The organism is Zoogloea sp. (assembly GCF_041904905.1).
In the GTDB taxonomy this organism is placed as follows: domain Bacteria; phylum Pseudomonadota; class Gammaproteobacteria; order Burkholderiales; family Rhodocyclaceae; genus Zoogloea.
On the sequence record NZ_JAYRMI010000052.1, the window covers coordinates 1 to 21,924 of the forward strand.

A 21,924-nucleotide genomic window follows, 5' to 3' on the forward strand; every position below is an offset into this window, starting at 1 on the left:
GCGAATGCTTCTCGCAGCGCTGCGTGAAGGATTCGCAGGCTTGCGTGAAGCAATCGCAGGGGTGAGAGAACGATTCGCAGGCGTGCGTGAAGGATGTGCACGGCTGCGTGAAGCATTCGCAGGGCTGCGTGAGGCAATCGCAGGGCTGTGTGAAGCATTCGCAAGGCTGTGTGAAGCATTCGCAAGGCTGCGTGAAGGATTCGCAGCCTTGCGAGAGGGATTGGCGGGCTTATTTGAGGGGGAAGCCGCGGGCTTTGAGGGCGTCGGTCAGGCGGTCGCGGCCGGTGAGGGCGGCGGCGTCGCGGATGCGCTTGGCGGAGTGGTTGGACCACGCTCCGCGGACCTTCATGCCCTGGCTGGCGTAGAAGGCGGCCATGGCGCCGTCGTAGTCGGCGAGGCCCTGGGCCTGGGCGGGGAGGGAGTAGGTCTCGCGGTGGAGCACCACGGATTGCGCCGGGCGCGGTTTGACGGCCGCGGGCTGGGTGGGGTCGGGGGTGCCCACGCACAGGCCGAACACGGCGACCACGCGGGGCGGGAGCTGCAGCTCGGCGGCGACGGCTTCGGGCTGGTTGCGGATGCCGCCGATGTAAACGGTGCCCAGGCCCAGGGATTCGGCGGCGGCGACGGCGTTCTGGGCGGCCAGGGAGGCGTCGATGAAGCCGACTTGCAGCATTTCCAGGTAATCGAGCGCGGCGTGGGCTTCGCCGGCGGTGTTGGCGACCTGTTCGAGCCGGGCGAGATCGGCCAGCCAGACGAGGAAGAGGGGGGCCTGACGGATGTGGGGCTGGTCGCCGGCCATGATGGAGAGGCGCGCCTTGCGCTCGGGGTCGCGCACGGCGACGAGGCTCCAGGCGTGCAGGTTGGAGGAGCTGGCGGCGGATTGGGCGGCGGCCACGATGGCGGCGAGCTGGTCATCGGAGACCGGATCGGGCAGGTAGGCGCGCACCGAGCGGTGGGCGAGCAGGTGGTCGATGACCGGGGAGCCGGCGGTGGGCACGGCCACCTCGGGCGAGCCGTAGCGGGCCTGGTAGAGGGCGTGTTGGGTGGGGCTGGGGGTGTTCATGGCTTTCCTGACGTGTGCCGGGGCTGGGGCGGGGCGCGCCCTGCCGCCAAGGCCGGAATTCTAGCGCCAGGAACGCCGGCCGGTTCAGCCTGCGCGGGTGCGGCGGCTGCGGGCGGGGGGCGGTACTTCGACCTTTTCGGCCGGTTCGCTGCCGCCGACGAAGGCGTCGGACACCTGACGCACCTGGGCTTCGACCATGTCGGCGCCGCGGGCGGCGGCGTCGGCCAGTTCGTTGAAGCTGGTTTCGGCCTGACGGATGGCGGTCTTGACGTGGCCGATGGCGGCTTCGCCGGTGGCGTCGGCGGAGAGGGCGGCGCGGTCCATCTGGCGCAGGAGCAGGGTGTCGAGGGCGGCGACCTGATCGCGGGCCATCTGGAGGAGGGCTTGCTGGGCGTCGCCGACGATCTCGAAGCATTCGCTCACCAGCCCGGCGGATTCGCTGCGCCAGTCGGCGAGGCGTTCGAGGGGCAGGGCGTCGAGGCGCAGGCTGCGGGATTCGGCGAGTTCTTCGAGGTGGTCGCGGCTTTCTTCCAGGGCCAGCCGGCCGGCGCGCAGGGCCAGCTCGGCGAGGCGTTCGGTGGCGTCCACCCAGGCCTGGGAGGCGGCGTGGAGGTTGTCGAGGGTGTGCAGGCGGGCGTGCTGGATGTCGCTGGGCGAGAGGTACATGGCGGTCTCCGGTCGGGGGGGAGGGGAGGCCAGCATAGGCGGGGCGCGTTGCAGCCGGATGACGGGGGCCGCGGCGGGCTCAGGGGGGGAGGCGCTCCATCATGCGCACCAGATCGGGGATGGAGGTGGCGCCCATCTTGCGCATCACGTTGTGGCGGTGCACTTTCACCGTCATTTCGGTGACGCCCAGCTCGGCCGCGGCCTGCTTGTTGAGGGCGCCCTGGATGACGTAGGCGATCACCTCCTTCTCGCGGGCGGTGAGCGAGGCATATTTGCGGCGGATGACGTCGATCTCGGCGTGCTCCCGGCGGGCGGCGCGGGCGTGGCCAAGGGCGGTGTGGATGGCGCCCAGGAGGTCTTCGTCGCGGAAGGGTTTGGGCAGGAACTCGACGGCGCCGGCCTTGATCGCGCGCACCGCCATGGGGATGTCGCCGTGGGCGGTGATGAAGACGATGGGGATGTCGTCGCCGGCGCGGGCGAGGGCGTGCTGCAGGGCCGGGCCGGTCATGCCGGGCATCCGCACGTCGAGCACCAGACAGGCGACGCCGGGCTCGCGCGGGGCGGTCAGGAAGTCGGCGGCCGACGGGTAGGTGCGCACGGCGAGCCCCACCGAGCGGAGCAGGCTGCTGAGGGCTTCGCGCACCGAGAGGTCGTCGTCGACGACGTGGACGAGGTCGGGCGGGGGCGTGGGGCTGGGGGGTGGGGGCGGGATCTGGGGGCGGGGGGGGGGGGGGGGGGGTCGAGCCACAGGCGGCCGCCGTGGTTCTCGACGATGGAGCGGGCGATGGCGAGGCCCATGCCCAGCCCGTCGGGCTTGGTGGAGAAGAAGGCGTCGAAGAGCCGGGCCTGGCTGTCGGGGGCGACGCCGGGGCCGCTGTCGTGCACGGCGATGCGCACCCCGCCGGCGGGCTCGGCGCTCACCTCGATGGCGAGGCTGCGGGCCTCGGGGGGCGTCTCGCGCAGGGCGTCCACGGCGTTGACGATGAGGTTGAGGATGACCTGCTGCAGCTGCACCGGGTCGGCGGTGAGGGCGGGGGGCGGCGAGGGCAGGCGGAGGCTGACCTGCACGCTGTGTTCGGCGAGGGTGGCCCGCAGCATCTGCAGCAGCTCGTCGAGGATGCGCGGCAGGTCGACGCGCTCGCGCTTGATCTCGCCGGCCCGCAGGAACTTGCGGATGCGGGCGATCACGGCGGCGGCGAGGGTGGCGTCGCGGTTGGCGCGGTGCAGGGCGGCGGCCACTTCGGCGAGGTTGGGGGTGTCGAGGGAGAGCCAGCGCAGGGCGGCCTGGCTGTTGGTGATGACGGCGGCGAGGGGTTGGTTTACTTCGTGGGCGATGGAGGCCACGAGTTCGCCCATCGCGGTGAAGCGGGCTACCCGCGCAAGCTCGGTGCGGGTGGCGGCGAGGGAGCGTTCGGCCTCCATCCGGGAGGTGATGTCCTCGACGATGACCGCGAGCATCGGGCCGTCTTCGGCGATGGCGGGGATGCGCGAGGCGGAGACGTTGGCCCACAGGTGGCCGCCGCCGCGCCGCTCGTAGCGCTTTTGGGTGCGGTAGGCGGGCAGCTCGCCATCGACGAGGCCGTGCACGTTGCGCGCGGTGGTGGCCCGCTCGGCGGCGTCGGTGAGGGCGATGAGCGAGACGCCGGCGATGTCCTCCGGCCCGTAGCCCAGCATGCGCTGCAGGGCGGGGTTGGCGGAGAGGATGCGGCCGTCCCGGTCGGCCAGGGCGATGCCGACGGCGGTGTTCTCGTACAGCCCGAGCCAGCGGCGGTCGGCCACCTGGAGCGCGGCGAAGCTGCGTTGCAGGGATTTGCGGCTCTCCACCAGCCCGGCGGTGAGTTCCCAGATGTCGGAGGCCTGGGTGTGCAGCTCTTTCTGCAGGATGTCCACGGTGCGCTTCACGGTGACCAGGTTGTGCACCCGCGCGCGCAGCTCCTGGGGGGAGAAGGGCTTGGTGAGGTAATCCTGGGCCAGCTCTTCGAGCAGGCGCTCGCGCAGGGCGTCGTCGGCCCGGGCGGAGAGCACCAGCGCGGGCACGTTGGGGAAATCCGGCCGGCTGCGCAGGGCCCGCAGCAGGCATTCGCCGTCGCAGCGGGGCATCATCAGGTCGGTGACGATGAGATCCGGCGGGTCGGCCAGGGCGGTGGCGAGGGCGGCGTCGCCGTCCGCTTCGAGGGTGACGTTGTATTCGTCGAGCAGCACGTCCTGCAGGAAGTGGCGCAGGTCGGGGTTGTCCTCCACCACCAGCACCCGGGGCCGACCGGGGCGGAAGGCGGGGTTGGCCGGCGCGGGTTGGGGGGCCGGGGCGATGCTGGGGGGCGGCGCGGGCTTGGGCCGGCCGCTGCTGGCGCGCACGTAGGCGCCGTCGGGGGCCTGGGCCGGCAGCTCGAGCTGGAACAGGGCGCCGCCGCCGGGGGCGTCGAGCACCACCACGGTGCCCCGGTGCAGCTCGACGAATTCCTTGACGATGTTGAGCCCCAGCCCGCTGCCTTCGCTGCCGGATTGCCCGTCGCCCTGGGTGAAGCGGTCGAAGATGTGGCGCTTCATGGCGTCGGGCACGCCGGGGCCGGTGTCCTGCACGTCGATGAGCAGGCGCTCGCCGGCAAGCCGGGCGATGCGGCAGCCGATGCGCCCGCCGGGCGGGGTGAATTTGAAGGCGTTGGCGAGCAGGTTGGTCATCACCCGCCCGAACTTGGCCCGGTCGATGTCGGCGTAGAGTTCGTCCTCGGCGGGCACGGCGAGGCGGATGGCGCGGGCTTCGGCTTCGCCCTCGAAGCCGGCGGCGATCTCGCGGATCGAGGCCGGCACGTTGACCCGGGTGTAGGCCATGGGCATCCGGTCGGAGTCGATGCGGGCGAGGTCGAGGAGGTTGTTCACCTGCTGGAGCAGCGACTGGGCGTTGCGCTTGATGGCGGTGAGGCGGGCGCGTTCGCGTTCGCTGCGGGCGGTGGCTTCGTGGATGAGCTGGTCCACCGGGCCCAGGATGAGGGTGAGCGGGGTGCGCAGCTCGTGGCTTACGTTGGCGAAGAACTTGGTCTTGAAGCCGTCGATCTCCTTGAGCTTCTCCAGGGCCACCTGCAGCTCGCCGTTCTTGCGGGTGAGTTCGGCGCTGCGCTCGATCTTCTCGGTGATGTTGCGCCCTTCGGGCAGCAGGAAGGCGACGTGGCCGCTGTCGTCGAGGATGGGGGTGAGGGAGAAGTCGATGGCGATGGTCTTGCTGCCGTGGAGGTCGCCGAACACTTCGAAGTCGCAGCGCACGAAGCGCCCGGCGCGGGCTTCGCCGATCATGTCGCGCACCCGGTGGCGCACCTCGTCGGACACCGACCACCAGCGGGCTTCCCAGAAGGGCCGGCCGACCACTTCGGCGAGGCTGAGGCCGGCGCCGTCGAGCGCGGCCTGGTTGATCTCCAGCACCGTGCCGTCCACGTCCAGCAGGCCGAGGAACTGGTACATGGAGTCGAGGATGATGCGGGCCATCTTGTGGCGGCGCACGTCGGGGGCGTCGTCGTCGCCCAGCACGACGCCGCGTACCGAGGTCTGTCTGGTCACGCTGTGGAGATCCTCCCGGTGGCGGGCCGGCGGCGCTGCCGGCCCGTCGATACGATACGGTTTTGCGGGCAAAGGGGCGAACTTTGTACCGGATCTTCAGAAGAAGCGGTCGAAGTGGATCTGCCCGAAGGGGACCCGGTGGCCCACCATCAGCATTTCCTGGAGGGCCTGGGTCATGGGCGGCGGGCCGGCGAAGTAGAACTCGTAGCCGGCGAGCGGCGCGGGCAGCAGGTGGGCCACGGCGTCGTGGACGTAGCCGGTCTCGCCCTGCCAGGCGCCGTCGTCGCCGGGCAGGGAGACCACCGGCACGTAGCGGATGCGCTCGCCGAAGCCGTCGAGGGGGGCGAGCTGGGCTTCGCCGCAGACGTCGCGCGGGGTGCGGGCGCCGTAGAAGAAGTGGAGCCGGCGATCCTTGAGCAGGCCGGCTTCGGCGGCGCCGCGGGCGATGGAGACCATCGGCGCGAGGCCCGAGCCGCCCGCCACGCAGACGATGTCGCGGGGGGCGTCGGTGCGCAGCCAGGCCACGCCGTAGGGGCCGTCGAGGTCGACGCTGTCGCCGACCTTGAGGGTGTCGAACAGGACGTGGGTGCCGCGGCCGTGGGGCACGCGGCGGATCTGGAAGTGCCATTCGCCGGCGCCGTTGGCGGTGTTGGCGAGGGAATACGCGCGGGAGGCGCCGACCCCGGGCAGGTCGAGCATGGCGTATTGGCCGGGCAGGAAATCCGCCGCGCTGTCGGTGACGAAGCGGAACTCGCGGAGGTCGTGGGTGAGGTCGGCGATGCCGGCGAGCCGGGCGCTGCGCCGGGCGGGGCGGATGCGCGGCACGTATTCGGGGCCGGCGCTGGCCTTGATGCGCAGGGGGCCGAGAGCCCGGCACTGGCAGGCGAGGTGGCGGCCGCGGCGGCGGTCGCGGTCGGAGAGGCCGGGGGCGTCGGGCCACAGGGTTTCGAGTTCGCCGTCGATCAGCTCGAACTTGCAGGCGCCGCAGCCGCCGGCGTTGCATTCGTGGGCGAGGCCGACCCCGGCGCGCAGGGCGGCGCGCAGGACGGTGTCGCCTTCTGCCTGGGCAAAGCCGGTGCCGTCCTTGTCGTTGTGGATGTGGATTGCTTGCATGGGGGTTTTCGGGGCGGGCGGTGGGGGCCGCCGCGCCCCGCTCCGATCGGGTTACAGGCCGAGGGACCGGCGGAAGTCGCGGGTGGCGGCGCGGGCCGCGGCGGCGGCGTCGGGCACGTCGGGCAGGGCGGCGCAGTAGGCGTCGATGGCGCGGTCGGCCAGCGGCGCCCACTTGGCGATCCAGCCCTGGATGAGGGCGAGGTTGTCCGGGGTGTCGAGGGCCATCCGTACGAAGGCGGCGAGCCAGCGGCGATGGCGGGTGGCGTCGATGAGCTGGGCGTCGGTGAGCAGGCCGAGCAGCAGGTCGCCGTTGTGGCGGGCGGATTCGCCCAGGCGGCGCAGCACGGTCTCTTCGATGGCGGGCTTGGCGACGAGGTTGAGGACGACGATGGCCTCGCCCCAGTCCCACACCGTGAGGGTGCGCTCCATCAGCTCGCGGAAGCCTTGCCAGGCGGGGTCTTCTTCCCAGTAGCGGCGCTCGTCGAGGCCGAAGCCGACGTCGGCGAAGGTCTGCGACAGCTCGCGGGTGCGGTAGGCGGTGTGGCTGAGCCAGCGCAGGCTGTCGGCCATCTGGAAGTAGTGGCAGTTGGTGAGGGTGCTGGCGGGCGATACCTGCCCCACGTAGGCCGAGGCCATCTGGACGGTGTGGAAGAGGTAGCGCGCCGGGGTGTACAGCCGGGCGAGGGTGCCGGCCCAGCGGGGGTCTACGGCCTTGTCGTGCTCGCGCTGGTTGAACTGGTCGAACAGGCCGGTGACGTAGGTCTCCTGCCCGTCCTGCATGAGGTTGTAGGTGCGGTAGACCACCTCGTCCGGGTCGCGGAAGGCGTTCCAGTCGGCGTGCTTGAGGGCGGTGCCGAAGGTGTTCCGCTTGTACCACGCGTTCATGAACAGGTCGGGCGAGAGTTCGTAGGGGGCGTTCGGGTCGCGGTCGTTGTAGTGCAGGTTGGCGCTGACGATCTCGTACTCGCTGGGCTTCCTGCGGCGGGTGGCGAGGTGGCTCCAGGTCTTCTGGGGCTTGAGCACTTGGGCTTCGGTCATGGTTGTCTCCTCCGGTGTTCTGTCTTGTCTGGTGGGCGGTGGCGGCTCAGAGCTTCTTGGCGAAGTAGAAGCGCACCGAGTCGTCGCGGCTCTCGATCTGGCCGGCGAAGGAGCTGAGGTCCACCTCCAGGTCGTTCATCTTGAAGGGGCGGCCGAGTTCTTCTTCGATGGTGGCCTGGCGCAGGATCATCTCGTGTTCGGTGTGGATGCGGATGTAGGCCCGCTTGTCGTCCACGAAGACTTCCTTGCCGGGGTTGTCGACCTTGGCGGCCTCGATGACGGCCTGGGCGAGGTCGCCGGCGCGCATCACCGGGCCGACGAGGTTGTTGTGGTAGGCCTGCGCGGCGCTGGCTGTGCTCATGGGGTTCTCCTGGGTTCAGCTGTGGGCGAAGAGCGGTTCGACGCCTTCGGTGCTCACGTAGATGTCGTCGCCGTCGATGCGCACGGGGTACTTGGCCAGCGCGCAGTCGTCGGGGTTGATGCCTTTGCCGCTGCTGGCGTCGAACTGCCACAGGTGGGCGCGGCAGATCAGCTTCTTGCCGTCGAACTGGCCTTCGGCCAGCGCGATGTCCTGGTGCGGGCAGACGCCCTGGAAAGCGCTGATCTCGCCGCCGTCGGCGCAGACCAGCACGATCTCGTGGTCGTTGACGGTGAAGGGGGCCATCTCGCCTTCCCACAGCTCGTCGACGGTGCATACCTTGGTAAAGCTCATGTCGTGCTCCGGTTGAGGGCGGGCTCAGGCGGCCTGCCAGACGATCTCGACGGTCTCGGTGGGCTTGAGGCCGGCGTCGGCCACCTTCAGGTCGCGCGGCAGGAAGTCGGCGGCGCCCTGCTGGCGCACACGCAGGATGTGGCCGGGGCGGGCGCGCACGCGGCGGCCGACCGAATGGACGGCGGCGGCGGCGGCCACTTCGTCCATGGTGTTGTCGGTGTCGACGGCGACCAGCTGCAGCACGAAGTCGCCTTCAAAGTTGGAGGTGAGGGGGAACAGGGCCATGGGGATTCTCCGGGTGTCGGGTTGCCCGGCGCGCGGTGGCGCCGGGGGGCGATGGGGCGGCGGGCTCAGCCGGCCTTGCGGGTTTCGCGCAGGGCGCGGTAGACCTCGGCCCAGGCGTAGTGGTGGGCGTCGTCGCCCATCTCGCCGGGGGCGAGGTTCATGTAGGCCAGCGCGCCTTCGAGGTTCATGGGCTGGATCATCCCGGCCAGGAAGCGGTCGACGATGGAGAGGTGGCCGGCGTAGCGCTCGGGCTCCTGCTCGAAGACCCAGCGGTCCACTTCGGAGCCGAAGTGATACAGCCGGCCCTTGTATTCGAGCGGGTAGTCCTTGACGTTCCAGCCCTTGCCCGGCGTGCCCAGAATGGGGAGCTGGCACATGTTGCAGACGTAGGGCAGGGTCTCGGGGTAGGTCATGGCCATGTTGCCGTCCACCACGTTGTCGATGACCACGTCCCAGCACTGGCCCCAGGTGTCGTTCCAGCCGGGGTATTTGGCTTCGAGCCAGGCGCGCTCGTCGGGGGTGACGCCGGCGGCCGGGTTCCACCACACGGTGGGGCGCCAGAAGTAGGAGCCCAGGTGCATGCCGTGGTGGGTCTCGGAGAGATCCTTGAGGAAGATGTCCCAGTACCAGGGCAGCTCCAGGCCCATGTCGGTGAGGGCGCGCTCGAACTGGGCGACGATCCACTCCTCCATGAACTCCTTGAACGACTGCTTGCGGTGCGCAAGCGGCGTGTAGTAATCCATGATCGGGCCGGTGAGCACCGAGAACAGCTTCCAGGCGCCCCACACGGCGATGTCCACGCGCTTCTGGGCTTCGGCCTTGTGGCCGTTCTCGATGAGCACCTTGAGGGCCGGGCCGCCGATCTGGGCGTGGCGGGATTCGTCGGTCTGGATGCTGGAGATGAGGTTGGCGAAGGTGTGGTCGCCGGCTTCGGCGGCGTCGGCAGCAAGGCCGAGGAACTGCATGTTGGTGAAGCCGGTCTCGAAGCTGAAGGTGAGCATGATCGACACGCTGATGGCGTCGCGGGTCATCATGATGTCGTCGAAGAAGTGCCGCGCGGCGATCATCGCCCAGTCGTTGGTGTCGTAGGCCTTGAAGGCCCAGTCCATCTGGCGATCCTTCGAGACGTGCTCGTGGGGGAAGTAGAGCTGCATCTGGCCGTGGCGGATCTCGTCCATGCAGCCCAGGGTGGCCATGTTGCGCATGCCCGGCGCCTTGGAGAAACGCATCATCCGCGCCTCGGCGCTGGCGGCGGCGTACTCGCCCCGGGCGATGGCGCCGTAGTGGGCCTTCATCACCGACTTCCAGCCCGGATCGGCGTTCTCGAAGATGCGGCTGCGCTCCAGCGCGGCCTTCACCGAGTAGGCGCCGGCGTCCTTCTCGCGCTGCACCTTCACGTACTCGGGGTAGGTCTGCTTGTAGGGCTCGTCGTATTGCTCCCAGGCGGCCAGCGGCAGGCCGAAGGTGCCGGACAGCATGGGCGGGAACAGCTCGTCCTCGCCGACGTATTTGGGGGTCCAGTTGGTGGTTCTGGCGAGGTCATACCAGTCCATCCGGTTGAGTACGGCCATGGGTGTCTCCTCCTTATCGGAATGCGGGTGCGGTTCGGCACCTTTTTTGTGCGGGCGAACGCTGTCGCCCCGAATCGACCGGTCGGCGGCTGGGGGCCGTTCAACCACTCGGTGCTCAATTTATCGAGATTTTTGCTGTCCAAAAATTAGACGATGGTTTAGATGCCCTGCAGCAAGCGCCGCCCACGCTCCGCCCGACCAGGCCACCCGCGGCGCGGCGCGAGCCCGGCGGGTAACGGTATTTCCGCAGGCTGGTGCCGGTTTTTTCGACTTATCCGCGGGCCCCGACGCTGCTACCATCCGCCGGTGAATTCCGGCGTCCTGAGTCTTCTCCCCTTCCTGCCCGTGCTGCCTCTGGCGGCGGCGTTCTTCGTGGGCGCCTTGCCGGCGCAGCGGCGTGGCCTGTCGGCGCTCCTGGCCGGGGCGACGATGCTGGCGTGCGGGGCGCTGACGGTGGCGCTGGGGCCGGCGGTGTTCGCCGGCGAGCTGCTGCGCACGAGCACCCCGTGGCTGGCCGGCATCGACTACACGGTGCGGGTGGATGGGCTGGCGTGGATCTTCTGCCTGCTGATCGCGGGCATCGGGTCGCTGGTGGTGCTGTACGCCCACTATTACCTGTCGGTCGAGGATTCCGAGCCGCGCTTCCTGGCCTATCTGCTGGCCTTTGCGGGGGCGATGCTGGGGGTGGTCACGGCCGGCAACCTGATCGTGCTGCTGGTGTTCTGGGAGCTGACCAGCGTGGCGTCCTTCCTGCTGATCGGTTTCTGGACCCACCGGGACGACGCCCGTCAGGGGGCGCGGATGGCGCTCACCGTCACCGCCGGGGGCGGCCTGTGCCTGCTGGCCGGGCTGATCCTGCTGGGGCAGGCGGTGGGCAGCTTCGATCTCGACGCGGTGCTCGCCGCCGGCCCGGCGGTGCGCGCCGACCCGCTCTACCCGGCGATCCTGGCGCTGATCCTGCTGGGGGCCTTCACCAAGAGCGCCCAGTTTCCCTTCCACTTCTGGCTGCCCCACGCGATGGCGGCGCCCACGCCGGTGTCGGCCTTCCTGCACTCGGCGACGATGGTGAAGGCCGGCGTGTTCCTGCTGGCGCGGCTCTACCCGGTGCTGGCGGGCAGCGACATGTGGCTGTATGCGGTGAGCCTCGCAGGCTTGGCGACGCTGCTGGTGGGGGCGTGGTACGCGGTGTTCCAGCACGACCTGAAGGGCCTGCTGGCCTACTCCACGCTGTCGCACCTGGGGCTCATCACCCTGCTGCTGGGGCTGGGATCGGAGCTGGCGGTGGTGGCCGCGGTGTTCCACATCCTCAACCACGCCACCTTCAAGGCCAGCCTGTTCATGGCCGCCGGCATCATCGACCACGAGTGCGGCACCCGCGATCTGCGCCGCATCAACGGGCTGATCCGGTACATGCCGTGGACGTCGGTGCTGGCGATGACCGCCGCCGCGGCGATGGCGGGCGTGCCGCTGCTCAACGGCTTCCTGTCGAAGGAGATGTTCTTCGCCGAGGCGCTGACGGTGGATCACCCGCTGCTGGCCTGGCTGGTGCCCACCGGCGCGGTGCTGGCGGGGCTGCTGGGGGTGGCGTATTCGACGCGCTTCATCCACGACACCTTCTTCCACGGCGAGCCGGTCGGCCTCGACCGCACGCCCCACGAGCCGCCCCTGTGGATGCGCATCCCCGTCGACCTGCTGGTGCTGGTGTGCGTGGCGGTGGGGCTCCTGCCCATGCAGACCTTCGGCCCGCTGCTCGCGGTGGCGGTGCCGGCGGTGACCGGCGCACCGATGCCGGCGGTGAGCATCGCCCTGTGGCACGGTTTCAACCTGCCGCTGGCCATGAGCGCGGCGGCCTTCGTGGGCGGCATCTGGCTGTATTTCCGGCTGCAGCGGGCGCGTGGGCTGCACGGGCGCGACCCCGCCCGCGGGCCCAGCGGCCAGCGCGGTTTCGAGCGGGCGATGGCGGGGCTGGGCACGCTCGCCGGGGCGGTGACGCCGCTGCTCCAGCACGGCCGCCTGCCGGTCTACACCGCCACCCTGCTGGCCGCCGCCGGGCTGGCCCTGCTGCCGTGGCTGGCGGGGCTTGAGCTACCGGCCGCGTCGGGCAACGTGGACGCCGGCCTCGCCGCCGGGGCGTTGCTGGTGGCCGGGGCGGGGCTGGCCTGCGTCTTCGTGCGGCGGCGGATGGCGCTGCTCCTCGCCAGCGGCCTCGCCGGGCTGGGCTCGGTGCTGGTCTTCCTGTCCCGCGGGGCGCCGGATCTGGCCTTCACCCAGCTGGCGGTGGATGGGGTCTTCGCGGTGGTGGTGGCGTTGGCGCTGGGCCGCCTGCTGCGCCCCGGGCGGGACGTGCTGCCCCACGGCCGGCCGGCGCTGGCGCTGGTCGCCGCGGTGCTGGCCGGGCTGGGGCTGCTGCTCCTGGCGCTGGGCATGACCGCCGCGCCCTTCGACGGGGCGCTGTCGCAATATTTTGGCGAGCAATCCCTCGCCGCCGCCCACGGGCGCAATGTGGTGAATGTGATCATCGTGGATTTCCGGGGGCTGGACACCCTCGGCGAGATCGCCGTGGTGCTGCTGGCGGCGCTGGCCGCGGGCGGCATCCTGCGGCGGATGGGGAGGGCCGGGCGATGAGCGATGTCCGCCTCGGCTCCCGCGAGATCCTCGTCGAGCAGCTGGTGCGCCTGGCTTACCGGCCGCTGCTGCTGGCGGCGCTGGTGGTGTGGTTCCGCGGCCACAACGCGCCGGGGGGCGGCTTCATTGCCGGGCTGCTGGCGGTGGCGGCCACGGCCAGCTATGCCCTGGCCTTTGGCGGACGGGCGGCCCGGGCGCGCCTGCCCCTGGCGCCGGAGGCCCTCGCGGCGCTGGGCGTGGGGATGGCGGCGCTGGCCGGCGTGCCGGCGCTTGTGGCGGGGCGGCCCTTCCTCACGCACTTCAGCGGCGAGTGGCATGTGGCCGGCCTTGCGCTGCCGTGGTCCACGGTGATGCTCTTCGACCTGGGGGTGATGCTCTGCGTGTGGGGCGGGCTGGCGGCGCTGGTGCTGGCGCTCTGGAGGAAGACATGAACGCCTGGCTGCTGGCCCTCGCCATCGGCCTGTGCGGCGGCGCCGCGGTGTGGCTGATCCTCGCCCGCGACCTGCTGCGGGTGGTGGTGGGCCTCGCCCTGGCCGGCACCGCGGTGAATCTCTTCGTGCTGATGGCGGGGCGGGTGGATTCCGGCGTGCCGGCGATCCTGGCCGACGCCGACACGGTGCTCGCCGCCGCCGCCGCCAACCCGCTGCCCCAGGCGCTGGTGCTCACCGCCATCGTGATCGGCTTCGCCTTCGTGTGCTTCGCGCTGGTGCTGTCGATGGCGCTGCTGGCAAAGCGGCCGGAGGGCGACGTGGATCGCCTTGCCGACGCGGAACCCGGCGCCGGCCCCGACGGCAAGCCGCGGCCCTTCGATGCGGAGCGCCGGGCATGAGCGCTGGGATGGCCAACCTCGCCCTGGCGCCGGTGCTGGTGCCGCTGATGGGCGCCGTCGGCTGCGTGCTGCTGGCGGCCCGGCCGCGGCTGGCGGAGGCCTTCAGCCTGCTGGCCGGGGTGGCCAACCTGCTGGCGGCGCTCGGGGTGCTGCAGGCGGTGGAGGCCCACGGCCGGTTGAGCCTGATCCTCGGCAACTGGGCGCGGCCCTTCGGCATCGAGTTTGCGGTGGATCGCCTGTCGGCGGGGATGATCCTCGTCTCGGCGCTGATCGCCTTCGTGTGCCTGGTCTTCCAGGCGGCGCGGGTGGATGCGGCGGGGCGGCGCTCGGCGGTGCTGCCGCTGGTGCATGGGCTGATGGCGGGGGTGGGCGGGGCGTTCGCCACCGGCGATCTGTTCAACCTGTACGTGTGGTTCGAGGTGATGCTGATCGCCGTGCTGGGCCTGCTGGCGCTGCGGGGGCGGGCGGCGGCGCTGGACGGTACGCTGCGTTATCTGGTGCTCAACATGGTGGGTACGCTGGTGCTGCTCACCGGCATCGCGGTGGTGTACGGCGCCACCGGCCAGCTCAACTTTGCGGCGCTGGCCCAGGCGCCCATGAGCCCGCTGCTGGCGGCGGGCGTGGCGCTGCTGGCGGTGGCCTTCCTGGCCAAGGCGGCGGCGTTTCCGGTGTTCTCGTGGATGCCGGCGGCCTACCATGTGCTGCCGGCGCCGGTGCTCGCGCTGTTCGCGGGGCTGCTCAGCAAGGTGGGTATCTACGCGCTGCTGCGGCTCTTCGGGCAGGTCTTCCCGGCGGCGATGGCCGACTGGCAGACGGTGCTCGGCGCGGTGGCGGTGGCCACGATGCTGGCGGGCGCCCTGGGCGCGGCCTGGCACTGGGACCTGCGGCGCATCCTGGCCTTTCACATCGTCAGCCAGATCGGCTACCTGATCCTCGCGGTGGCGCTGGCCACCCCGGCCGGCTACACGGCGGCGATCTTCTACACGATCCACCACATCGTGGTGAAGGCCAACCTGTTCCTGATCGCCGCGCTGGTGTGCCGCGTGGCCGGCAGCTACGACCTGCGGCGGATCGGCGGGGTGGCGGCGGCGCGGCCGCTGCTGGCGATCGTTTTTGCGGTGCCGGCCCTGTCGCTGGTGGGCATTCCGCCCCTGTCGGGCTTCTGGTCCAAGTTTCTGGTGCTGCGCGAGAGCTTTGCCGGCGGCCACTGGGTGTGGGGCGGGGTGGCGCTGGCCACCGGGGTACTCACCCTCTACTCGATGAGCAAGATCTGGATCGAGGCTTTCTGGAAGCCCCATCCTGCGCCCGTGGCGGTGGGCCGGCTGCCGTTTGCCGCGATGGCTGCGGTGGCGCTGCTGGCGGCGATCACCGCTGGCATCGGGCTGTTCCCCCAGCCGCTGCTGGGCTTTGCCGGGCAGGCTGCGGCGGGGCTGGTGGAGGTGGCGCGATGATGAGGCGGGTGGTGGCGGCCGGCGTGCTGGCGGTGTCCTTCGTGTGGCAGCTGGTGCTGTCCGGGCTGGCCACCGTGCGGATCATCCTCGCGCCCCGTGCGGCGGCGCAGCCGGTGTTGATGCGCTACGAGTTCGCGCCCATGAGCGAGGCGGGCGCGGCGCTGCTGGCGAGCCTGGTCACCCTCACGCCGGGCTCGACGGTGGTGGATATCGACATGGAAACCCGCTGCCTGCTGGTGCATCTGCTCGACGGGCGCGATCAGGCCGGCGCGGCCGAGGGCATCCGCCGCCACTTCGAGCGCCACGTGCGGGTGCTGTGCGGGGTGAAGTCATGAACGCGCTGTCGATCGGCCTCCTGGCCCTGGCGGTGGTGCTGGCCGCGGTTCGCCTGCTGCGCGGCCCGACCGACGCCGACCGGGTGGTGGCCTTCGACCTGCTCTCCGCCTGCGGGGTTGCCGCCTGCGCGCTGGCGGCGGCGATCACCGGCCGGGTGCTGTATCTCGATGTGGCCCTGGGCGTGGCGCTGGTGGCCTTCGTGGGCACCCTGGCGTGGGCGCGGGCGGTGGAGAAACGGGGAGGCCGGCGTGGCTGAGGGCCTGATGTTGCTGGGAATGGTGCTGCTGGCGATCGCCGCGGTGGGGGTGCTGCGCCTGCCGGATGCGTTGTCGCGTCAGCACGCGTCCACCAAGGCGGCGACGCTGGCGCTGGGGGTGCTGCTGATCGGGGTGGCGATCAAGGGCGGCGGGCTGGACTGGGCGCTCAGGGCGCTGGGGATCTTCGTCGCCCTGCTGGTCACCCTGCCGGCGGCCTCGCACCTGCTGGCCCGCGCCGCGCTGCGCGAGCGGGCGCGCGGCCCGGTCAGTCCGGAATCGGGAAGGGGGGGCGGCCGTTGATGTAGCCGGCCTCGATCTCCTCCACCACCACCCGCCAGATCGGCTTGATGAAGAAGCGCAGGTTCTTGATGACGTGATCGACGTTCATCATCGACGGCACGCGGATGCCCCGGTGCTCCACCGGGCCGCCGATCTGGGTGATCCTGACGCCCAGCTTCGAGAAGTGGTCGGCCAGCCGCGGCTCGGTGAGCATGAACAGGGTCTCGATGCCCTCGCGCTTGGCCAGGGCCACCACCGCCAGGTAAAGGCCGATGGGGATGTACGGGAAGCGGGGCTGCTCCTTGGTGCCGAAGTCGTCGTCGGAGAGCGCCAGCGCGGTCTTGGTCTCGCCCTTCCGGCGGCGGTAGTGGGCGCGCACCGCGAGGCGCGAGACTTCGGCGATGGCGCCGCGGGGCTCCCGGGCCGGATCGATGATCGAGCGGTCGAGGGTGGCGCGGCAGGCGTGCTCGAAGGGCAGCGGGTGGGCCGGGTCTTCCGGCCGGGCCATCACCAGCCGGTTGCAGCCCACCAGCACGTGGGGCTCGCTGGAGGTGCGCAGCAGGCAGTGCAGGCTGTGGCGGTCGTTGTCGTCCTTCTCGCGGCGATCCGGGCGTACGGGCTCGAAGCCCAGCTCCTCGCAGTACACCTCGTGGCGGATGCCATAGACGTCGTTGCGCAGGTCGTCGCTGAAGGCGGCGGCCACTTCGAAGTACTTCTTGAAGCCTTCACCCAGACTGAAACGATCAAGTAGCGACATGGCGAACTGGCCTTAGCTGGGAATACGGGATGAATGTATCGAGCATCAACGACCGCCCGGGCGAGACCTGAAGGCCAAAATGGCATCGCCGGCCGGAAACGTCCGACGGACGGCGGTTGGCGCAGGCAACGCGGCGAGGGTCGCACGCGAAGTGTCGTATCATAATGTTTCCCGGTCAGACGGATATGAAGCGCATGCCCGACGCCAGCCAAACCTTTGATTATCGTGAAGCCTTTGCCCGCAACATCGGCTGGGTGACCGAGGCCGAGCAGGCCGCGCTGCGCGGCAAGCGGATTGCCATCGCCGGCATGGGGGGCGTGGGCGGCGTGCATCTGCTCACCCTGGCCCGGCTTGGCGTCGGCGCCTTCAACATTGCCGACATGGACACCTTCGATCTGGTGAACTTCAACCGCCAGGCCGGCGCGGCCATGTCCACGGTGGGCCGCCCCAAGGCCGCGGTGATGGCCGAGATGGCGAAGGACATCAACCCCGAACTGGACATCCGCATCTTCGACCGCGGGGTGGACGCTTCCAATCTGGACGATTTCCTGTCGGGTGTCGACCTCTACGTGGACGGCCTCGACTTCTTCGCGTTCAAGGCCCGCCGCGACACCTTCTACGCCTGCCACCGCCTGGGCGTGCCGGCGGTCACCGCGGCGCCGCTGGGCATGGGCACGGCGGTGCTGTCCTTCCTGCCGGGGCACATGTCGTTCGAAGAATACTTCCGCCTCGAAGGCTGCGACGAGGACGAGATGGCGGTGCGCTTTCTCCTTGGCCTGTCGCCGGCGATGCTCCAGCGCGGCTACCTGGCCGACCCGAGCCGGGTGGATTTCAACGCCCGGCGCGGCCCCAGCACCATCGCCGCCTGCCAGCTGTGCGCCGGCGTCACCGCCACCGAGGCCCTCAAGATCCTCCTTGGCCGCGGCAAGGTGCTGTGCGCCCCGTGGGGCTTTCATTTCGACGCCTACCGCAACCGCTACGTCAAGACCTGGCGGCCCTGGGGCAACCGCAACCCGATCCAGCAGCTCGGCCTGTTCATCGCCCGTCGTCAGCTGAAGGCGATGCGTCAGGGCAAGTTCGCCCGCACGGCCTGACCGCCTCACCCCTTTCCACGCCCCGCGTTTCCGATCCAGGAGAGCCCTCGATGGCCAGCCGCGAAACCCTGCTGAAAATCCTCGACCTGGCCCGCTGGGCCCCCAGTGGCGACAACACCCAGCCGTGGCGCTTCGAGATCGTCGCCGACGACCGCATCGCCATCCACGGCAACGACACCCGCGAGTGGTGCCTCTACGACTTCAACGGCCACGCCAGCCACATGGCCCACGGCGCGCTGCTCGAGACCCTGCGCATCGCCGCCAGCGGCGAGGGGCTCGCCGCCACCTGGCAGCTGCGCCCCGGCAGCGACGACAAGGCCCCGGTGTTCGACGTGACCCTCAGCGCCGCGCCGGGCCTCGCGCCCGATCCGCTCCTGCCCTTCGTCGAGGGCCGCAGCGTGCAGCGCCGCCCGATGCGCACCACGCCCCTCACCGACGCCCAGCGGGCCGCCCTGGCGGCGGCGCCGGGCCCGGGCTACCGCGTGCGCTTCTTCGAGGCGGGCGCCGCGCGGCGCAAGGTGGCGGGCCTCTTGTGGCGCAACGCCTACCTGCGCCTCACCTGCCCCGAAGCCTACCCGGTGCACAAAGAGATCATCGAGTGGCGCACCCGCTTCAGCAAGGATCGCATCCCCGAGCAGGCGGTGGGCGTCGATGGCGCCACCGCCCGGCTGATGGAGTGGGTGATGGCGAGCTGGGGGCGCGTCCAGTTCTTCAACAAGTATCTCGGCGGCACCATCGCTCCGCGGGTTCAGCTCGATTACATCCCGGCCATCGCCTGCGCCGCCCACCTGCTGGTGCTCGCCGACGAGCCGGCGGTGGGGGTGGAGGCCCACGTGCGCGGCGGGGTGGTGCTGCAGCGGGTGTGGCTCACCGCCGCCGCCGTGGGCCTGCACCTGCAGCCCGAGATGACGCCGCTGATCTTCCGCTGGTACGCCCGTCACAACCAGCACTTCTCGGCCCTGCCCGAGATCCGGCAGGGGGCCGCCGCGCTGGCCGACGAGTTCGAGCGCATCGGCGGCTTCGGGCCCGACCAGGGCCTCACCTTCTTCTGCCGCGTCGGGGTGAGCGATCCGCCCCGCTCGCGCTCCCTGCGCAAGAGCGTCGAGGAACTCCTGCTGCCCGCCCGATGAGTCACGACCACGCCCACCACGACCACGCCGGGCACGCCTGCAGCCACGGCCACCGACATGACCACCGCCACGGCGGTCACGCCAACCATCGCCACCACCACGGCCCGGCCTCCTACGACCGGGCCTTCGCCATCGGCATCGTCCTCAACGTCGGCTTCGTGCTGGTCGAGGCCATTTACGGCTGGCTGTCCGACTCCCTCGCCCTGCTGGCCGACGCGGGCCACAACCTGTCCGACGTCGCCGGGCTGATCCTCGCCTGGGGCGCCAGCGCCGCCGCGCGCCTGCGCCCCACCCGGCGCCTCACCTACGGCTGGGCGCGGGCCTCGATCATGGCCGCGCTGGTCAACGGCACGCTGCTCCTCATGGCGATGGGGGCCCTCGCCCTGGAGGCCGTGCAGCGCTTCCAGTCGCCGTCGCCCGTCGCCGGCTGGACGGTGATCGTGGTCGCGGCGGTCGGGGTGCTCATCAACGGCATCACCGCCGCGCTGTTCATGTCCGGCAGCAAGTCCGACCTCAACATCCGCGGCGCCTTCCTGCACATGGCCGGCGACGCCCTGGTGTCCCTGGGCGTGGTGGCGGCCGGCGTGCTCTACCTGCGCTACGGCTGGGGGTGGCTCGACCCGGCGGTCAGCCTCGCCATCGCCGCGGTGATCGTGGTGGGCTCCTGGGGCCTGTTCCGCCAATCGCTGCATCTGGCCTTCGACGGCGTGCCCGACGGCATCGACCTGGTGGACGTGCACACCTGGCTGGCCGGGCTGCCCGGCGTGAAGGACGTGCACGACCTGCACATCTGGGCCCTCGGCACGTCCGACACCGCCTTGTCGGCCCACCTCGTGATGCCAGGCGGCCACCCCGGCGACGCCTTCCTGGCCGACGTGGCCCAGGGGCTCAAGCAGCGCTTCGGCATCCACCACCCCACCCTCCAGATCGAGCTGGACGGGATGGACGACGGCTGCCCCAGGCCGGCTGCGCTGGGCTGAACGCCGTCCATGAGCGCCCCGCCGCCGCGCACCCGGGTTCATCTCGTGCTGGGCTCGGGCGGCGTCAAGACCCTCGCCTACCTGGGCGCGCTGGAGGTGCTGGAAGAAGCCGGCATCGCGTTCGCCAGCATCTCGGCCTGCTCCGCGGGCAGCCTGGTCGGCGCCCTGGTCGCCACCGGCCTGCCGATGGCCGAAGTGCGGGCGCGGGTCGAGGCGGTCGATCTGCGCAGCCTGCTGGGCAAGCCCAGCCTGCCCGGGCCGCTGCGCTACGCATCGTGGCTGCGCTGGCCCTTCGCGCCCTACGACAGCGACGCCGTGGTGCAGACGATGGAAACCCTGATCGGCCCCGGCAAGACCTTCGGCGAGCTGGCCATCCCCTTCGCCACCGCCGGCATCGACCTGCTCTCCCGGCAGCTCCTGGTCTACGCCAGCGACACCCACGCCGACATGAAGGTGACCGAGGCGGTGCGCATCGCGGTGGGCATCCCCCTGTTCTTCCCGCCCCACGAAGCCGGCGGGCGGGTGGTGGTGGATGCCGCCATCGCCACCCACTGCCCGATCTGGATGGTGGGGCGCTTCGACGACGAGTACCCCATCGTGGCGCTCCAGCCGGCAGAGGCGCCGGTCACCGCGCCGCCCCGGGGCATCGGGCGCTTCGTCAAGGCCATCGTCGGGGCCGGCGTGGCCAGCCGCGACCGCTACCTCATCGACGAAATCCCCCGCGCGCGCCTCATCGAGGTGCCGGTGTTCGATCTGGAGATGGAGCAGTTCGAGGCCGCCGAGCACCGCAAGCCCTATCTCTTCGAAGTGGGCCGGCGGGCCGCCGCCGCCTGCCTGCGCGACTGGGGCGACGATCTCACCGGCGAACGCCGGCGGGCCGCATCCGGCGGCGCCCTGGCGCCCCGCGCCCACGACGAGCGGGCGGTCAACACCGCGTCGGCGCTGATGCGCGGCTTCGCCAACCGCCTGTCGCGCTTCTCCCGCCGCCAGCTCTTCATCAGCTACAGCCACCGGGACAAGGACTGGCTGGAGGTGGTCAAGGCGCCGCTGGCGCCCTACGTCGAGCTGCGCGGCCTGCAGGTGTGGGACGACACCCTGATCGCCCCCGGCGAGCTGTGGCGCGAGGCCATCGACCGGGCGCTGGCCTCCACCCGCGTTGCGCTGCTGCTGGTGTCGCCGGGTTTTCTGGCCTCGCCCTTCATCCGCGACGAGGAGCTGGCCTTCTTTCTCGAGGCCGCCGCCCGCTACGCCGTCGAGGTGCGCTGGGTGCTGCTCAGCGCGATTGGCGACGCGCCCAACCCGGTGGGGCACATCCAGGCCCTCCACGACATGGGCACGCCCCTCGACACCCTGCCGGCGCCCGCGCTGGTGCGCACCCTCGCCGACATCGCCCGCCAGCTCGCGGCCGATCTCGACCGCTGAATCTCAGCGCGTCGCCCTGGCCAGAAAGCGGTCCAGCGCGCCGCCGAAGGCCTGCCGGTCGGCCTGGCTGAAGGCCGCCGGTCCGCCGGTCTGCACCCCGCTGCTGCGCAGCTCTTCCAGGAAGTTCCGCATCGACAGGCGCTCGGCGATGTTGGCCGCGGTGTACATCTCGCCCCGCGGGTTGAGGGCGTGGGCCTGGCGCTCCAGCACCGCCGCGGCCAGCGGAATGTCGGCGGTGACGACCAGATCGCCCGCGACCAGGGTGTCGACGATGTGGGCGTCGGCCACGTCGAAGCCCGACGGCACCTGGATCGCCCGGATGAAGCGCGACGGCGGCGTGCGCAGCAGCCGGTTGGCCACCACGTAGGTCTGGATCTGCAGGCGTTCGGCGGCGCGGAAGACGATGTCCTTGACCACCGCCGGGCAGGCGTCGGCGTCGATCCAGATTTGCATGGGGCGTGGGGGCGTGAAAGGGAAGGGCGCCAGTGTAACCCCGCGCAGGGCAGCCTCTCTGTTGCCAAAAAACAACGGATCGGCCCCGCTTTTCCGGAAAAACCCCTTTTGGGTCCGCCGGCCGCCGGCGAATCGCGGCATTGTGCACAGCAATAAATCCATCGGCGGTCTAGTTTGACCCTGCGCCGCCGACACATGTCGTAGCCCAAGAGAGAAAAGAGGAGACAAGGCGCCGGCTCGAACCTGTGGGTTCGGGGCGTGCCGTGCCGCGAGGGCCCTGCCCTCGGCAGAAGGCAGGGCACCGTCAGCCGGCT

General features: G+C 70.9%; 23 protein-coding genes. 11 read left to right on the forward strand and 12 right to left on the reverse strand.

Annotated elements, in window-relative coordinates:
• Nucleotides 1-229 precede the first annotated feature (229 nt).
• The 10 genes from ACE3N6_RS13820 to ACE3N6_RS13865 form a co-directional block, all read right to left on the reverse strand.
• The gene (locus ACE3N6_RS13820) at nucleotides 230-1,063 is read right to left on the reverse strand and encodes an NADPH-dependent oxidoreductase (protein WP_374246357.1); all 834 of its coding nucleotides are present in this window, start codon (nucleotides 1,061-1,063) and stop codon (nucleotides 230-232) included.
• Nucleotides 1,064-1,147: 84 nt separating this feature from the next.
• Nucleotides 1,148-1,729 carry a hypothetical protein gene (locus tag ACE3N6_RS13825; protein ID WP_374246358.1) on the reverse strand — a complete coding sequence of 194 codons (582 nt, stop codon included), beginning with the start codon at nucleotides 1,727-1,729 and terminating at the stop codon, nucleotides 1,148-1,150.
• A 79-nt stretch (nucleotides 1,730-1,808) separates the two neighbouring features.
• Nucleotides 1,809-2,372 carry a response regulator transcription factor gene (locus ACE3N6_RS13830; protein WP_374246359.1) on the reverse strand — a complete coding sequence of 188 codons (564 nt, stop codon included), beginning with the start codon at nucleotides 2,370-2,372 and terminating at the stop codon, nucleotides 1,809-1,811.
• The gene (locus ACE3N6_RS13835) at nucleotides 2,294-5,278 is read right to left on the reverse strand and encodes an ATP-binding protein (protein ID WP_374246360.1); all 2,985 of its coding nucleotides are present in this window, start codon (nucleotides 5,276-5,278) and stop codon (nucleotides 2,294-2,296) included. Before ACE3N6_RS13835 ends, ACE3N6_RS13830 begins: the two co-directional genes overlap by 79 nt.
• A 96-nt stretch (nucleotides 5,279-5,374) precedes the next feature.
• Nucleotides 5,375-6,391 (reverse strand): 2Fe-2S iron-sulfur cluster-binding protein, encoded by a 1,017-nt coding sequence (locus tag ACE3N6_RS13840; protein ID WP_374246361.1) that lies wholly within the window; start codon nucleotides 6,389-6,391, stop codon nucleotides 5,375-5,377.
• A gap of 51 nt (nucleotides 6,392-6,442) precedes the next feature.
• Complete coding sequence (locus tag ACE3N6_RS13845; protein ID WP_374246362.1) at nucleotides 6,443-7,429, reverse strand: aromatic/alkene monooxygenase hydroxylase subunit beta; 987 nt, start codon at nucleotides 7,427-7,429, stop codon at nucleotides 6,443-6,445.
• A gap of 46 nt (nucleotides 7,430-7,475) precedes the next feature.
• The gene (locus ACE3N6_RS13850) at nucleotides 7,476-7,790 is read right to left on the reverse strand and encodes an MmoB/DmpM family protein (RefSeq protein WP_374246363.1); all 315 of its coding nucleotides are present in this window, start codon (nucleotides 7,788-7,790) and stop codon (nucleotides 7,476-7,478) included.
• A gap of 15 nt (nucleotides 7,791-7,805) precedes the next feature.
• Entirely contained in the window at nucleotides 7,806-8,141 is a 336-nt protein-coding gene (locus tag ACE3N6_RS13855) for a Rieske 2Fe-2S domain-containing protein (RefSeq protein WP_374246364.1), read from the reverse strand.
• A gap of 24 nt (nucleotides 8,142-8,165) precedes the next feature.
• Nucleotides 8,166-8,426 carry a toluene-4-monooxygenase system B family protein gene (locus tag ACE3N6_RS13860; protein ID WP_374246365.1) on the reverse strand — a complete coding sequence of 87 codons (261 nt, stop codon included), beginning with the start codon at nucleotides 8,424-8,426 and terminating at the stop codon, nucleotides 8,166-8,168.
• A gap of 65 nt (nucleotides 8,427-8,491) precedes the next feature.
• Nucleotides 8,492-9,997: an aromatic/alkene/methane monooxygenase hydroxylase/oxygenase subunit alpha gene (locus ACE3N6_RS13865; protein ID WP_374246366.1), complete on the reverse strand. Its 1,506-nt coding sequence runs from the start codon at nucleotides 9,995-9,997 to the stop codon at nucleotides 8,492-8,494.
• Between the two features lie 306 nt (nucleotides 9,998-10,303).
• On the opposite strand from ACE3N6_RS13865, the gene mbhE reads away from it, so the two are divergent.
• Genes mbhE through mnhG form a run of 7 tightly spaced genes read left to right on the forward strand, consistent with a single transcriptional unit; the run spans nucleotide 10,304 to nucleotide 15,795 of the window.
• A complete protein-coding gene (gene mbhE / locus ACE3N6_RS13870; protein ID WP_374246368.1) occupies nucleotides 10,304-12,622 on the forward strand; it encodes a hydrogen gas-evolving membrane-bound hydrogenase subunit E in 2,319 nt (772 codons plus the stop codon).
• The gene (locus ACE3N6_RS13875) at nucleotides 12,619-13,053 is read left to right on the forward strand and encodes an MnhB domain-containing protein (protein WP_374246369.1); all 435 of its coding nucleotides are present in this window, start codon (nucleotides 12,619-12,621) and stop codon (nucleotides 13,051-13,053) included. The genes mbhE and ACE3N6_RS13875 overlap by 4 nt, the downstream gene beginning before the upstream one ends.
• Nucleotides 13,050-13,451 carry a sodium:proton antiporter gene (locus tag ACE3N6_RS13880; protein ID WP_374246370.1) on the forward strand — a complete coding sequence of 134 codons (402 nt, stop codon included), beginning with the start codon at nucleotides 13,050-13,052 and terminating at the stop codon, nucleotides 13,449-13,451. The genes ACE3N6_RS13875 and ACE3N6_RS13880 overlap by 4 nt, the downstream gene beginning before the upstream one ends.
• Nucleotides 13,448-14,902 carry a proton-conducting transporter membrane subunit gene (locus tag ACE3N6_RS13885; RefSeq protein ID WP_374246371.1) on the forward strand — a complete coding sequence of 485 codons (1,455 nt, stop codon included), beginning with the start codon at nucleotides 13,448-13,450 and terminating at the stop codon, nucleotides 14,900-14,902. The genes ACE3N6_RS13880 and ACE3N6_RS13885 overlap by 4 nt, the downstream gene beginning before the upstream one ends.
• A complete protein-coding gene (locus tag ACE3N6_RS13890) occupies nucleotides 14,899-15,237 on the forward strand; it encodes a Na+/H+ antiporter subunit E (protein ID WP_374246372.1) in 339 nt (112 codons plus the stop codon). Before ACE3N6_RS13885 ends, ACE3N6_RS13890 begins: the two co-directional genes overlap by 4 nt.
• Nucleotides 15,234-15,494 carry a monovalent cation/H+ antiporter complex subunit F gene (locus tag ACE3N6_RS13895; RefSeq protein WP_374246373.1) on the forward strand — a complete coding sequence of 87 codons (261 nt, stop codon included), beginning with the start codon at nucleotides 15,234-15,236 and terminating at the stop codon, nucleotides 15,492-15,494. Before ACE3N6_RS13890 ends, ACE3N6_RS13895 begins: the two co-directional genes overlap by 4 nt.
• 7 nt (nucleotides 15,495-15,501) lie before the next feature.
• Nucleotides 15,502-15,795 carry a monovalent cation/H(+) antiporter subunit G gene (gene mnhG, locus ACE3N6_RS13900; protein WP_374246374.1) on the forward strand — a complete coding sequence of 98 codons (294 nt, stop codon included), beginning with the start codon at nucleotides 15,502-15,504 and terminating at the stop codon, nucleotides 15,793-15,795.
• On the opposite strand, the gene ACE3N6_RS13905 is transcribed toward mnhG, so the two are convergent.
• Nucleotides 15,761-16,531 (reverse strand): PEP-CTERM/exosortase system-associated acyltransferase, encoded by a 771-nt coding sequence (locus tag ACE3N6_RS13905; protein WP_374246375.1) that lies wholly within the window; start codon nucleotides 16,529-16,531, stop codon nucleotides 15,761-15,763. The two genes, mnhG and ACE3N6_RS13905, sit on opposite strands and share 35 nt — an antisense overlap.
• A 194-nt stretch (nucleotides 16,532-16,725) precedes the next feature.
• Between ACE3N6_RS13905 and ACE3N6_RS13910 the strand changes: the two genes are divergently transcribed.
• From ACE3N6_RS13910 to ACE3N6_RS13925, 4 genes are read left to right on the forward strand one after another with little or no spacing between them, the layout of a single operon-like run.
• Entirely contained in the window at nucleotides 16,726-17,625 is a 900-nt protein-coding gene (locus ACE3N6_RS13910; RefSeq protein ID WP_374246376.1) for a ThiF family adenylyltransferase, read from the forward strand.
• Nucleotides 17,626-17,675: 50 nt separating this feature from the next.
• Nucleotides 17,676-18,755: a nitroreductase family protein gene (locus ACE3N6_RS13915; RefSeq protein WP_374246377.1), complete on the forward strand. Its 1,080-nt coding sequence runs from the start codon at nucleotides 17,676-17,678 to the stop codon at nucleotides 18,753-18,755.
• On the forward strand, nucleotides 18,752-19,735 hold the full coding sequence (locus ACE3N6_RS13920; protein ID WP_374246378.1) for a cation diffusion facilitator family transporter: 984 nt from the start codon (nucleotides 18,752-18,754) through the stop codon (nucleotides 19,733-19,735). Before ACE3N6_RS13915 ends, ACE3N6_RS13920 begins: the two co-directional genes overlap by 4 nt.
• A gap of 9 nt (nucleotides 19,736-19,744) precedes the next feature.
• On the forward strand, nucleotides 19,745-21,157 hold the full coding sequence (locus ACE3N6_RS13925; RefSeq protein ID WP_374246379.1) for a patatin-like phospholipase family protein: 1,413 nt from the start codon (nucleotides 19,745-19,747) through the stop codon (nucleotides 21,155-21,157).
• Nucleotides 21,158-21,160: 3 nt separating this feature from the next.
• On the opposite strand, the gene ACE3N6_RS13930 is transcribed toward ACE3N6_RS13925, so the two are convergent.
• Complete coding sequence (locus ACE3N6_RS13930) at nucleotides 21,161-21,610, reverse strand: YaiI/YqxD family protein (RefSeq protein ID WP_374246380.1); 450 nt, start codon at nucleotides 21,608-21,610, stop codon at nucleotides 21,161-21,163.
• Nucleotides 21,611-21,924 lie beyond the last annotated feature (314 nt).